This window comes from Azospirillum thiophilum, assembly GCF_001305595.1.
In the GTDB taxonomy this organism is placed as follows: Bacteria; Pseudomonadota; Alphaproteobacteria; order Azospirillales; family Azospirillaceae; genus Azospirillum; species Azospirillum thiophilum.
The window spans coordinates 189,786-202,715 of record NZ_CP012406.1 but is presented as its reverse complement, the minus strand read 5'-3'; the positions used below and the strand labels follow the sequence as shown (position 1 = coordinate 202,715).

The window sequence follows — 12,930 nt, the reverse complement described above, 5'->3', positions numbered from 1 at the left end:
ACCTTGCGCTTGTTGCCACTCTGACCGGTGGCGATTGGGCGTTGCCGCTGGAAAACCTCTTGGATCCGACCGTGAAGGAGACGGTCGCGCGCTGCGTTTCCGGCGATCCTGCCGACGCATGGTTTGACGTCGTCTGGGCTGGTCCGGGCAAGCGCTTCGACACGCTCGTCATCGCCGGCGGATCGATCGACCCGCGGGCGACGTTCCGCCTCACCTGGTACAGCCACCCGACGGACCGTTCCGCCGGCTCCGTCCTGCAGGGCGGGCCGGACGCGGCGTGGCTGCGCGTCTACCCGTCGCCCGACCGGCGCCGGGACCGGAGCTACTACGCCGGAAACTACCTGTCCGGCGGCCAGACCGCCCGCGACCTGGCCGGCAAGACGCCGCAGCTGCTGCACCGGCCGGCGGTGTCGCCGCGCTGCAAGGCCCTGCGGGTCGAGATCGACAACAGGGGCCGGCCGCTCGACCTCGGCCATCTGTTCATCGCCCGCGCGTTCCGGCCGGACTGGCCGCACAACTGGGGCATGGTGCTGGAACCGGTCGACAACAGCCCGGTCGACGCCACGCCGGGCGGACGCCGCATCCCGGACCGGCGGCCGGCGCCTGTGCGCAAGACGGTGCGCTTCGACGATTTGACCGAGGACGAGGCCATGCGCTTCCACGACCTCGGTCTGCGTGCGGGCAAGACCGACCCGCTGCTGATGATCGAAGACATCACCCAAGGTCGCCACCAGTGGCGGCGGGTCAAGCTTGCCACGCTGGAGGACGGCGCGATCCCGGTCACGCAGACCGAAGGCGACCTGTGGTCCGCCACTCTGAAACTCCTGGAGATCATTGGATGACGACGCCTCCGACCTCAGCGATCGACCGCCTGTCGGGCCGCTACTACAACGAGGATGCATACAGCGCGACGAACCCTGGCGGGCTGGACGAGAGCGACGACGGGTTGACTGCTGGGCACGTCGTTAATTTTCCGGCGGCCCTGGTCGACATCGGCGACGCCGCGGCCTATGTCGGCGCGGTTGCCGACACCATCACCGCCGCGCAGTCGACCATCACAATGGCTTGGGACGCCGCCACCGCAGTATCCGATCCCGGTGCCGGCAAGCTGCGCGCAACCACGGCAACGCCGGCGGCGGGCAGCTACAGCCTGCTGGTGTCGGTCACCGACGGTGCCGGTGCCGACGTCAGCGGCATGCTCGCCGAGCTGGGCGCCAGCAGTTCGGCCGCGAAGGCTCGTGCGCGGATGGTAAAGGTGGGCGATACCGCCAAGTATCTCGACCTCCAGGTCACCGGCATCACCGTGGCGGCCGGCTATCGCGCGGTGGCTGTGACCTGCCTCGCCGGTCCTGGTGGCTTCGCGGCCGGCGACGCAGTGGCGCTTGGTTGGGTGCGGACCGGCGACGCCGGCCAGGCCGGGGCGCCGGGAGCGGGTCCGGCCTGGGCCGGAACCTCCGGAGGGGCCGCCAACGCCCAGACCCTGACCCCGTCCGCTCCACTCCCCAGCCTGACCGGCAATCCTTCCTACGAGTTCCTGGCCGGCTACTCGATCACAGGGGCGGCGACGCTGAACGTCTCGGGCACCGGTGCGGCGTCGATCCGCAGGGCGGATGGAACGGCAGCCGGCGGCGGTGATGTCGTCGCAGGCACGAAATACGTGGTCACGCTGGTATCGGGTCAATGGCGGCTTTCCAGCGGTGCCGCCGGCGCTGGGCCGGTCTGGTACGGCACCAGCGGCGGCACGGCGAATGCCCAGACGCTTGCCGGCCCGCTGACGACACTTGCCGGCAATCCGTCGGTGGAGTTCATCGCCGGGCAGACCAACGGGCCGGTGACCCGCTCCAACATCTGCTACCCGTCGGCTGATTTCGGGGCGCCATGGGCAGCCTTTGGCGCCGCGGCGGTCACGATCAATACCACGGTCGCTCCGGACGGAACGATTGCTGCGGATACGGTCAACGGCGGAGTTGGCGCAGGGGTCAACCGCGGGATTGCCACACCAGCCGATACCGTGACGCGCTGTTATTCGGTATACGTCAAAGCCGGCACATCGACCGCATGCAGAGTGTATTTCAACCATGGCGCGGTGGCGGCGGGGGTGAATGTTGACCTGACCGCAGGCGCAATCTCGGCTTGGACCGGAGCGCCTGTCGCGTCGGGTATTGAGGCAATCCCCGGCGGCTGGTGGCGCATTTTTATCGCCACGACCAACAACAGCAGCACGGTTTGCGGGCCTCACGTTTTTACGGTCCAAGGGTCTGGGTCGGGATCGGTCAACGTTTGGGGCGCGCAGATCGAAGCTGGCAGCACGCCCACGACCTACATCCCGACCACGACCGGCGCCGTTACGGTGACGGACGGGTATGTGACGCTTGCCGTCGGATCGACGACGGCCCGGCCGCTGCTGGACTATGCCGGGCAGGCGCTCAATGCCGCGGCGGTGACCTACGGTCGCAAGTACGTCGCAACTTATGATGGCTCGTCCTGGCGGCTTGCCGGCGGAGTTGGAGCGGCGGCGGGTGCGACATGGTGCGGGGTGGCGGCCGGCACGGCCAATGCGCTGACGCTCACGCCGGCTACGCCGCTTCCCGGTTATACGGATGGAGCGACCATCGCTTTCGTGACCGCTGGTTCTGAGAATACTGGTGCTGTGACTGTGTCCGTATCCGGCCAACCGCCGGTGCAGCTGGTCAGCGTCTCCGGCTATTCGTTGTCGCCGCGCGACCTGAAAGCCTCTACGCTCTATGAGGCCACGTATTACAGCGGTACCTTCCGGCTTGCCGGCACCGCTGCTGGCGGCGCAATCACAACCACGGGCCTGCTGTGCCGGATCGATGCGGGCGACGCGGCCTGTTACTCAACCGGTCAGACGCTTGCCAATCTCGTCGCCTCTCCGGCTGACGGGCTTTCATCCTCGGTTTACGCTTGGGCTCGCGGGGCATCCACCAGTGCCGGTTCGGACGATCCGACTTTTAACGGTAGTTCTGGCGGTATGTCGGCGTCTGAGTACTTCGGCGTCGATGGTGGTGACTTCCTGTCGCTGGACGCCGCCAGCAACACGACGTTCCTTGACAGTGTGCACAAGGGTGCCGCGATCGGTACTATCGCGGCATGGGTATATCTTGTTGCCGACGGCGCGGTTTTCGGAACTGGAGACAGCAACGCCAAGCCGGGGTTCTATTTCAGGGTCCATCCCACAGCGCCATATATCAACTTTACTGTATACAACGGTTCTGGTGTATGCGGGACGTACCAAGGTTCTTCCGCCCCTGCAGCAAACAGTTGGGCCTTTGTCGCGATGTCGTTTGCAGAAGGCGTCAGCAATGGCAGCTTCTTCGCGTATAACGGCATCTATTCTCAGGTTGGCAGCAGCAACACCTTCACGTTGTCCTACACGTCTCCTTCGACGTCGGCCGCTGGCCGCAAAGCGGCTTGGCTGGATTATGGCGCTGCCAGCGGTTACGCCGCGGTGGCCGGAACGCGCATTGCGCAAGCTTTCGTTTGGAACCGCGCGTTGACGAAGGCCGAACTTGACGCAACCTTTAACGCAACTCGTGCGCGCTACGGAGTGTGACGATGGACCTTGTCGAAATCCGCATCCCGCCGGAACCGTTCGATCCTGCGAAGTACAAGATCGCCGGCATCGACAGCGTTGTGGACGAAGCGGCCGGAACCATAACGATGCGTGCGGTCGTGGTGCCGCTCGATCCTGGCGAGGCCGAGGCTATCCGAGCGCAAATCGCAGCCGACAAGGTGGCCGCTATCAACGCAGAGCGTGACCATCGGCTCGGCATGGGGGCACCTTATGCCGGGAAGCGGGTCGAGGTGTCCGACCGTGGCCGCGCGGACCTCGGCGGCATGGTGTCGGCGGCTATGCTGGCGAGCAACGGCCTTACCGCTTGGAGTGAGGGCTACGCGCGCGGGTGGATCGCGATGGACAACGAGCGGGTGCCTCTGCCGACGCCAAACGATGGCATCCTGCTGGCGGCATTTGTAGGCGACTGGTACGGTCGGACAATGCAGCATGCCCGTGACCTCAAAGATGCAGCGCTGACCGCAGTTGATCCAGCGACCATCGACGAGATGGCGGGCTGGCCGGATGTGTGATGCACGTCAAACCATGTGGCGGATCACGTCAAACCAAATTTCGCGCTACACCGACGGCCCCGGCCGGGCGGATCCGGGCGCCCGTGCGTTGTCACTGCCAAGGATACGCTGCGATACGAGGAGGGAGAGGACGATGTTCCAGTCGGCGGCACGCGGCATGTACCTGCTGGCGGCGGTGACGCTGTCGCTGTTCGCCCTGCTGTTCATCGGCCTGTCGGCCGTGACGGTGGCGGAAGGGGTGGCGTCGTTCGATGGCGCGGCGCTGACCTCGGCCATGCTGGACGGGGTGGGCATGATCGTGCTGGCCATCGCCGTGTTCGAGATCGCCAAATACCTCTACGAGGAGGAGATCGTCCGCGAGCGCGAACTGCGCCGCGCCGACGAGGCCCGCCGCACCCTGACCAAGTTCCTGACCACCATCATCATCGCCGCCAGCCTGGAAGGGCTGGTGCTGGTGTTCGAGGCGCGGACCAGCGAGATCTCCGCCATGGTCTATCCCACCATGCTGCTGGGCGTGGTCACGCTGCTGGTCGTCGGGCTGGGCACCTTCCAATGGCTCGCCCGCAAGGCGGAGAGCATCCATGTCGATCCGCAGGCCTCCGACGACGACGAGGCGGAGGAGGACAAGCGCACCGGCGGGGCATAGGCCGTCCCGGCGAACCGCCGCCCGCGCGCAGTCGGCCTTTTGCCATCATTGACCCGCGCGTGCCGCCTGCGCCAAGCTTGCCGCCGTCGAAAGTGGCAGGAGGAGATGGGGCATGGCCCGCAATACGGGCAATCGCACCGACGGCCATACGGTCGTCTACGGCTTCCCGGACTCGGCCGACGCGGCGCGGCGGCTGGCCCAGGCACTGGAGATTCCCTGCCACGTCGCCGACCTGCACCGCTTCCCCGATGGCGAGAGCCTGGTCCGCCTGCCCGAACCGGCCCCGAACGAACCGGTGGAACGCGCCATCGTCTACCGGTCGCTCGACCGGCCGAACGACAAGCTGGTGGAGTTGACCCTCGCCGCTTCGGTGCTGCGGCGCCAGGGCGTGGCCGACCTCTGCCTGGTGGCGCCCTACATGGCCTACATGCGCCAGGATGCGATCTTCAGGCCGGGCGAACCGGTCAGCCAGGCGGTGGTCGGCGAATGGCTCGGCCGCTGCTTCGACCGCTTCGTCTGCGTCGAGCCGCATCTGCACCGCACCCACACGCTTGATGAGGTCTTCGTCGGCCGCCCCTCCGTCGCGCTGAGCGGGGCGGCGCCCATCGCCGCGCATCTGCGGGCAACGGGCGTGGCGCCCGGAACGATCGTCGTCGGGCCGGACGAGGAATCCGCCCCGCTGGTCGAGGCGGTGGCCGGGCCGCTGGGGCTGACCGGCATCGTCGGCCGCAAGGAGCGGCGCGGCGACCGGGACGTGACGGTGGCGCTGCCGCCGGATGCTCCCATCCATGGCCGCCCGGTGGTGATCGTCGACGACGTCATCAGTTCCGGCGAGACGATCTTCTCCTGTGCGAGGGCGGCGCGGATGCTGGGGGCCGACACGCTGCGGGTCTATGGCGTCCACGCGCTGTACGGCGAGACCGTCGCCGGGCGGTTCGCCGCGGAAGGGCTGGACCGTCCCCTGTCCTGCGACGGCGTGCCGCATCCGTCCAACGTGATGCCGCTAAACGGTCTGATCGCCGATGCCGTCCGGTCCCTGTGGGCTTATTAAGGAAGCAAACGGTGGGTTCGGAAGGAATCGGACCCGTTGGCGCAGCAATCGGAAAGTATCCGCGACAGACCGTTAGCTACATTGGATCCGTTTGAATTTCCCCGTTTTTTTGTCGATAGCTGCTCCAGGTTGTCGCGCGGGGTAATTCTGGGGTAATCTTCTTTCTATCTGGATGGGCGGCGCATGAATATTTTTGCGCTGCAAAACGGCATGATGGACGAAGAGATGGGTGACGGGGCTGATCGGCGGACGGAGGGAGAGTTTTTCGGTCTGGAGCGGGAGGAGATCGGCCTGCTGGCCGGCGTCGGGCGGCTGGTGGAAGGCCGCCTGCCGGCGCTGGCCGGGCGCTTTCTCGCCCATGCGGCGGTTGGGCGGACGGCTGTCACCGGCGAGACCCGTGCCGGCCGGGAGCCGGCGCCCGATCCCGCCCGTCTGCAGCGGGAGCTGGCGGAGCATTGGCGCCAGCTGTTCCTGGATGCCGGCAGCGGGCGGCATGCGGAACGGTGCCTTGCCGCGGGCGAGGCCTATGGTCGCGTCGGCATCAGCCCATCGCGTTATATCGCCGCCTACGGCCTGATCCTCGGCGAGCTGCTGGCCCTGGTCCAGGGCGCCCTGCTCTGGCGGCCGGCGACGGCCCGCCGGTCGGCGGCGGCGGTGGCGCGTGCGGTCGCCTGCGACATCGACCGCACGCTCGCCGGCTTCGGTCCGCAGGCTGACGCCACCGGCTCCGTCGGGGGCGCCGGGGGATTCGGCGAACTCGCGGGCCGGTTGATGGACCGGACCGTGGGGGCGGCGATCGCCATCAACGATTCGGCGGTCGCCACCGCGCAGATGGTCGGCCAGTTGCGGGCGGTGGACCAGGAATCGCAGGGCATCGCCGCGGCGACCGAGGAAACCGTGACCGGTATCCAGGAGATCGGCCAGCGCACCCGCGACATCGCCGTTCAGGCCACCGAGGCGCAGGCGGTGACGGTCGAGGGAGGACGCACCGTCGATGCCGCCGTCCAGCGCATGGAGGAGATCGCCGGCGCCGTGGGCGGTGCCGCCAGGCGCGTCGGCGAGCTGTCGACCGCCTCCGAGCGCATCGCCGAGATCGTCTCGACCATCGAGGCGATCGCCAAGCAGACCAACCTGCTGGCGCTGAACGCGACCATCGAGGCGGCACGGGCGGGGGAGGCCGGCAAGGGTTTCGCCGTGGTCGCCAGCGAGGTGAAGAACCTGTCCAACCAGACCGCCCGCGCGACCGAGGACATCCGCCTGCGTATCGACGCGCTGAAGGCGGAAATGGACGCCATCGTCGGGTCGATGGAGGACGGCACCCGCGCGGTCGAGGCGGGACAGCACGCGATCCGCGCCGTCAGCGAGCGGATGGCCGACATTGGCGACCATATCGGCCGCACCCGGCAGCGTATGTCCGACATCGCCAGCATCCTGACCCAGCAGTCCGCCGCCGCCAACGAGGTCGCGGCCGGCACCGCCCGCATCGCCGAGAGCAGCGCGGCCAACAGTGCCTCGATCCTGCGCAGCGTCCAGGCGACGCGCGGCGTCGAAAGCATGCTGGGCAACCAGCTGTCGCTGCTGTTCGAGCAGGACATTCCCGGCAAGATCATCAAGATCGCCAAGGTCGATCACGTCATCTGGAAGAAGCGGCTGGCCGACATGCTGGTCGGGCTGGAAACCCTGCGCCCGGAAGAGTTGGCGAGCCACGAGGCCTGCCGGCTGGGCAAATGGTATTACGGCCCGGCGTCGATGGCCTATCGTGCCCACCCGGCCTTCGTCCGGCTGGAGGCACCGCACCGCAGGGTCCACGACCACGGCAAGGCCGCCGCCCGCGCCTTCGCCGACGGCGACATGGATCGCGCGTTGGCCGGGGTGACGGAGGTGGAGCGCGCGTCGGCGGAGGTGATCGCGCTGCTCGACGAACTCGACGGGGCAGTGCCGGCGGGCGGCCCGACGCCGGCCGCCGCGGTGGGCTTCTGAGGCGCATGCTGCCGGGCGGGCGGCACATCGCCGCGCCGCACGCCGATTTGTAATACTAACGATCGGGGTGGATTCTGATGTAGGCTCGCCGACATATGCCGACCCTCCTTGAAACCTTTCTTGAGACGATGGCCGGCATTGGAGAGAGGCGGGGGCGGGCGTTGAGCGGAGGCGTATGATGTCGAAGGTGACGGACGTCGTGCTGCGGATGGCCCGCAAGCTGACCGAGGACATCGCCGCACTGGGCAGGCTGCGCGCCGCGGGAAAGCCCAGGACCTTCCCCCGGTTCCGCGAAATCCGCGCCGCCTACCTGGACATCCAGGGACTGATCTTCTCGATCCAGGAAAGGCTGGAGGCGGCGGGCAGGGAGTTGCCGTCCAACTTCCCGCAATGGGTGCTGCGGCAGAAGCTGAGCGCCATCGCCATCTTCACCGACATCAGCCATTCCTTCGTCAGCGATCCGCCGCTGGCGCTGACCGCCTCGCTAGGCGCCTTCGACGTGCTGGTGGCCGAACAGAAGGCTTTCAATGAGACGTTGCACACTTTCGACACGATGCTGATGGAAGCCGGCATCGACGACAAGACCGCCGACGAACTCGACGCCACCCGCACCAAGATCGAGCAGATCCTGGGCATGATCGAACAGCTCCTCCTGACCAGTCCCAAGATCCTAGAGGAGTTCTGATGGCGGAGCCGGCAGCCGATCCCCTCATCGACAGCCCGCCGGCCCCACCTCCGGACCCACGCCCGGACCCGGTTCTTCGCCGCCTTCTCCGCAGCCTGCCATTGCCGGCCGCCGTCCCCATTCTGGCTTTGATTGCCGGCGTCGGCGTATCGGTGCTGGCACTGGTCCAATCGGACCGCCTGCTGCGCAACGAGGAGGAGCATCGCTTCGCCCTGCGGGTGGAGGAACTGCACAGCAAGCTTGCCGACCGGGTGCGGGTGTACGAACAGGTCGCCCAGGCCGCGGCATCGCTGGCGATGACCTTTCCCGACCTGCGCTGGACCGAGTGGAACCGCTTCGTGGAGGCGCTGGACGTGCCGCGGCGCTATCCCGGCATCATCTCCATCGCCTATGCCCGTGCCGTGACCGCCGGGCAGGCCGGCGACTTGGTGGCGTCGATGCGCGCGGCCGGCCTGCCGGGCTTCCGCATCTGGCCTGAGACCGCGGGGACGGAGCGGGTGGTCAACGTCTTCGCCGCCCCGGCCGACGAGGCGAATGCCCGCGCCCTGGGCTTCGACATGATGTCGGAAGCGGCGCGCCGGTCGGCCATCGAACGGGCGCGCGACAGCGGCCAGCCTGCCGCGACCCGGGCGATCACGCTGAAGATCGACGAGGCGTCCGGAGCGAAGCCGGCCTTCATCCTCTATCAGGCGACCTACCGCGGCGATCCGCTGCCGCCCTCGCCGGAGGCCCGGCGCGCCGCCTTCACCGGCGTGGTGCTGACGCCGGTGCGGATCGGTCCGCTGGTGGACGGGTTGACCGACGAGTTGCGCCCCGATGCCGGCATCGAGATCTTCGACGCGCCGCTGGCCGAGGCCGAGGTGCCGCTCTATCGCAGCCGCCGCCCGGCCCAGGGGGACGATGGCCAGGAGGGCGGCCAGGAGGGCGGCCAGGAGGGCGGCCAGGTGAGCGTGACGCGGGAGCTGCCGGTCGGCGGCCGGGTCTGGACCGTGCGCTACCAGAACCTTCCCGATACGCTGCTGACCGCGCATGACTGGGTACCGGGAGCGGTGCTGGTGGGGGGGCTGGCGCTCAGCATCGCGCTGTCGCTGATCCTGCGCATGATGCTGGCGACCCATTCCCGCGCGCTGGAGCTTGCGGGGGAGATGACCGCCTCGCTGCGCCTGCAGGAGGCGGAACGGCGGCAGCTCTTCACCCAGGCGCCGCTGGGGATCGCGCTGGTCGGGCCCGACGGCCTGGTGGCGGACTGCAACCCGTCCTTCGCCGCCGCCGCCGGGCTGCCGCGGGAGGCGCTGATCGGCACCGACGTCCGGCTGCGTTTCGGCGACCAGGCGGCGGTCTTCGCGCTGGAGGCGGCGCTGCAGGGCGAGAGCGGCAAGCTGGAATCCGACCAGCCGCTGCTGCTGGGCGGCCGACGCAGCCATTTCAGCCTGCATTTCCAGCCGGTCACTGCCGACGGCGAGCTGAAGTTCGTCGTGGTCTTCGCCGAAGACATCGGCGAGAAGCGCCGGGCCGAGCAGCATATCCAGTATCTCGCCCATTTCGACGCGCTGACCGGCCTGCCCAACCGGGTGCTGCTGTACGACCGCATCGCCCAGGCACTGCGCGAGGCGCGGCGTGACGGCAGCAAGCTGGCGGTCCTGTTCATCGATCTCGACCGCTTCAAGGTGATCAACGACAGCCTGGGCCACAGCTTCGGCGACGAGGTGCTGCGGTCGGTGGCGCGGCGGCTGCAGGCGGGCCTGCGCGAATCCGATACGGTCGGGCGGCTGGGCGGCGACGAATTCCTGATCGTCGCCCGCCGGGTGACGGAGCCGGGCGATGCGGCCCGCGTGGCGGAAAAGGTGGTGGCCCATCTCGCCAGCCCCTTCACGGTCGGCGGCCAGAATTTCGTGGTGACGCCCAGCATCGGCATCAGCCTCTATCCCGACGATGCCGACGACCCGGAAGGGCTGATCCGCTGCGCCGACATCGCCATGTACCATGCCAAGGAGCAGGGCCGGAACGGCTTCCGCTTCGTCACCAGGGAGATGGGCGCCAAGTCACGCGAGCGCATGGACCTGGAGGGCAGCCTGCGCCGCGCCATTCGCGAGGGCGAACTGTTTCTGGTCTATCAGCCGCAGGTCGACACCCTGACCGGCCGCATCGTCGGGCTGGAGGCGCTGATCCGCTGGCGCCATCCGGAAGAGGGGACGGTCCTGCCCGGCCGTTTCCTGCCGGTGGCGGAGGAGACCGGGCTGGTGCTGGCGATGGGCGACTGGGTGCTGTTCGAGGCCTGCGCCCAGATTCGGCGCTGGCGGACGCGCTTCAACCTGTCGGTGCCGGTGGCCATCAACGTTTCCGGTGCGCAGTTCCGCGACGGCCATCTGCCGGCGAAGGTCGCCCGCGCGCTCGACGCCAACGGGCTGAGCGGGCCGGAACTGGAGATCGAGGTGACCGAAAGCAGCCTGATCGACGACGTCGAAGCGGCGGCGGAGACACTGGCGGCGCTGAAGCGGCGCGGCGTGCTGATCGCGCTGGACGATTTCGGCACCGGCTATTCCAGCCTGAGCTATCTGCACCGGCTGCCGATCGACAAGCTGAAGATCGACCGCTCCTTCATCCACGATCTGTCGACCGGCGCCAGCAACACATCGGTGCCCCGCGCCATCGTCGGGCTCGGCCGGAGCCTGGGCCTGTCGGTCATTGCGGAGGGGGTGGAGACGCAGGAGCAGTTGCAGCTGCTGCGCGACCTGTCCTGCGAAAGCTACCAGGGCTATCTGTTCAGCCGTCCGATCCCGGTCGAGGAGGTGGAGCGGATGCTGGGCAGGCTGGATGCGCGGGAGGCGGTGCCGGTCGGATAGGGTGGCGGCAGTCCCCCGCATTCCGGTCAGACCCGGGCGGCGAGCACCGCCTCGTCATGCATGAGATGCAGCACCTCCTTCTTGTAGCGCATGAAGTCTGGCGAGGTCAGGGCGTCGAGGTCGCGCGGGCGGGGAATGTCGATGGTCAGCGAGCGCTTTATCCGTCCGGGACGCGCCGTCATCACATGCACGGCATCGCCGAGGAAGATCGCCTCATCGATGTCGTGGGTGATGAATAGGACGGTCTTGCGCCGCGCCTGCCAGACGTCGAGGAGCAGTTCCTGCATCAGCTGCCTGGTCTGGCTGTCGAGCGCGCCGAACGGCTCGTCCATCAGCAGGATCCGCGGGTCGTTGGCCAGCGCGCGCGCCAGGGCCACGCGCTGGCGCATGCCGCCCGAAAGTTCCTTGGGGAAGGAGCGCTCGAAACCGGCGAGGCCGACCGCGCGGATCAGGTCGTCGGCGATGTCCTCGCACTCCGCCTTCGGCAGCTTCTTCAGCTTCGGGCCGAACATCACATTGTCGCGCACCGTCAGCCAGGGGAACAGGGTGTAGCTCTGGAACACCATGCCGCGGTCGGCCGAGGGGCCGGAAATCGGCTTGCCGTCGAGCGTCATGCTGCCGGACGTCGGCGTCTCCAGCCCGGCGACGAGCCGGAGCAGGGTGGATTTGCCGCATCCGGAGGGGCCGACGATCACCGCGAAGGTGTCGTGGGCGACGCGCAGCGAAACGGTGTCGAGCGCGGTCACCGTGGGCTTGCCCTTGGGCTTGAAGCGCACGGTGACGTCGTCGAGGGCGAGCAGGCTCATCGGGCGTTCCTTACAGATCGGCGGACCAGGACAGCAGGCGCTGGCGCAGCAGTTTGAAGAGGGAATCGGTGACCAGCCCAAGGAAGCCGATGGTGAAGACGCCGAGCAGGATCACGTCGGTGAACAGGCCGCGCATCGCATTGAGGATCATGTAGCCGAGGCCGCTGTCGGCGGCGACCAGCTCCGCCACCACCAGATAGGTCCAGGCCCATCCCATGGTGACGCGCAGATTGTCCATCACGCCCGGCAGGCAGGCGGGAAACAGGATGCGCTGCACCACCTGCCGGCGGCTGGCGCCCAGCGTATAGGCGCAGTCGATCAGATCCTTGGACACCCGCGCCGACACGTCGGAGATCAGGATCAGCTGCTGGAAGAAGGTGCCGAGGAAGATCACCATGATCTTCTGTTCGATGCCGATGCCGATCCACAGGATCAGCAGCGGGATGAGCGCGGAGACGGGGATGTAGCGCATGAAGCCGGTGATCGGCTCGACCGTCGCCTGGACCGCCCGGAAGCTGCCCATCAGGATGCCGAGCGGCACCGCCGGGATCGACGCCAGCAGGAAGCCGGACAGGATGACGGTCAGGCTGGACCCGATATGGCGGAACAGCGACAGGTCGCCGATCCGCTTGATCCCGGCGGCCAGCACCCGGTCGGGCGCGGCCAGGAAGTCGGGGGGCGTGAAGCCGCCGTAGGTGAGCAGGCACCAGATGCCGAGGAGTGTGCCGACGGAGCCGGCGCCGAGCGCCAGCGTGGCGCCGCGCGGGATATCGACTTTCGGTGCGAAAAGGGAACGGGTCGACATGGTGCCT

Annotated in this window: 10 protein-coding genes; 8 read left to right on the top strand and 2 right to left on the bottom strand. The window is 68.1% G+C overall.

Features of this window, described 5'->3' with window-relative positions; translation table 11 throughout:
- Positions 1 to 59: 59 nt before the first annotated feature.
- From AL072_RS29165 to AL072_RS29130, 8 genes are all read left to right on the top strand, one after another.
- The gene (locus AL072_RS29165) at positions 60 to 842 is read left to right on the top strand and encodes a hypothetical protein (RefSeq protein WP_144428410.1); all 783 of its coding nucleotides are present in this window, start codon (positions 60 to 62) and stop codon (positions 840 to 842) included.
- Positions 839 to 3,574 (top strand): phage head spike fiber domain-containing protein, encoded by a 2,736-nt coding sequence (locus AL072_RS29160; RefSeq protein ID WP_045584996.1) that lies wholly within the window; start codon positions 839 to 841, stop codon positions 3,572 to 3,574. Before AL072_RS29165 ends, AL072_RS29160 begins: the two co-directional genes overlap by 4 nt.
- A 2-nt stretch (positions 3,575 to 3,576) precedes the next feature.
- Entirely contained in the window at positions 3,577 to 4,107 is a 531-nt protein-coding gene (locus AL072_RS29155) for a DUF4376 domain-containing protein (protein WP_045584995.1), read from the top strand.
- A 133-nt stretch (positions 4,108 to 4,240) separates the two neighbouring features.
- Complete coding sequence (locus AL072_RS29150) at positions 4,241 to 4,753, top strand: hypothetical protein (RefSeq protein ID WP_045584994.1); 513 nt, start codon at positions 4,241 to 4,243, stop codon at positions 4,751 to 4,753.
- A gap of 112 nt (positions 4,754 to 4,865) precedes the next feature.
- Complete coding sequence (prs, locus tag AL072_RS29145; RefSeq protein WP_045584993.1) at positions 4,866 to 5,804, top strand: ribose-phosphate diphosphokinase; 939 nt, start codon at positions 4,866 to 4,868, stop codon at positions 5,802 to 5,804.
- A gap of 183 nt (positions 5,805 to 5,987) precedes the next feature.
- Entirely contained in the window at positions 5,988 to 7,784 is a 1,797-nt protein-coding gene (locus AL072_RS29140; RefSeq protein WP_052710334.1) for a methyl-accepting chemotaxis protein, read from the top strand.
- 178 nt (positions 7,785 to 7,962) lie between these two features.
- Positions 7,963 to 8,469, top strand: coding sequence for a hypothetical protein (locus AL072_RS29135; protein WP_045585281.1), 507 nt, complete (start codon positions 7,963 to 7,965; stop codon positions 8,467 to 8,469).
- Positions 8,470 to 8,570: 101 nt separating this feature from the next.
- Positions 8,571 to 11,312: a bifunctional diguanylate cyclase/phosphodiesterase gene (locus tag AL072_RS29130; protein ID WP_245637079.1), complete on the top strand. Its 2,742-nt coding sequence runs from the start codon at positions 8,571 to 8,573 to the stop codon at positions 11,310 to 11,312.
- Between the two features lie 26 nt (positions 11,313 to 11,338).
- Here the strand turns inward: AL072_RS29130 and AL072_RS29125 are convergent, their stop codons facing one another.
- The gene (locus AL072_RS29125) at positions 11,339 to 12,118 is read right to left on the bottom strand and encodes an ABC transporter ATP-binding protein (RefSeq protein WP_045584989.1); all 780 of its coding nucleotides are present in this window, start codon (positions 12,116 to 12,118) and stop codon (positions 11,339 to 11,341) included.
- 10 nt (positions 12,119 to 12,128) lie between these two features.
- Positions 12,129 to 12,923: an ABC transporter permease gene (locus tag AL072_RS29120; RefSeq protein ID WP_045584988.1), complete on the bottom strand. Its 795-nt coding sequence runs from the start codon at positions 12,921 to 12,923 to the stop codon at positions 12,129 to 12,131.
- Positions 12,924 to 12,930 lie beyond the last annotated feature (7 nt).

What these genes read in the sequence shown, in the direction of transcription:
- AL072_RS29155 (WP_045584995.1), top strand. Translation starts at nt 3,577, where the DNA reads ATGGACCTTGTCGAAATCCGCATCCCGCCGGAACCGTTCGATCCTGCG.
- AL072_RS29135 (WP_045585281.1), top strand. Translation starts at nt 7,963, where the DNA reads ATGTCGAAGGTGACGGACGTCGTGCTGCGGATGGCCCGCAAGCTGACC.
- AL072_RS29120 (WP_045584988.1), bottom strand. Translation starts at nt 12,923, where the DNA reads ATGTCGACCCGTTCCCTTTTCGCACCGAAAGTCGATATCCCGCGCGGC.
- AL072_RS29140 (WP_052710334.1), top strand. Translation starts at nt 5,988, where the DNA reads ATGAATATTTTTGCGCTGCAAAACGGCATGATGGACGAAGAGATGGGT.
- prs (WP_045584993.1), top strand. Translation starts at nt 4,866, where the DNA reads ATGGCCCGCAATACGGGCAATCGCACCGACGGCCATACGGTCGTCTAC.
- AL072_RS29150 (WP_045584994.1), top strand. Translation starts at nt 4,241, where the DNA reads ATGTTCCAGTCGGCGGCACGCGGCATGTACCTGCTGGCGGCGGTGACG.
- AL072_RS29125 (WP_045584989.1), bottom strand. Translation starts at nt 12,118, where the DNA reads ATGAGCCTGCTCGCCCTCGACGACGTCACCGTGCGCTTCAAGCCCAAG.
- AL072_RS29160 (WP_045584996.1), top strand. Translation starts at nt 839, where the DNA reads ATGACGACGCCTCCGACCTCAGCGATCGACCGCCTGTCGGGCCGCTAC.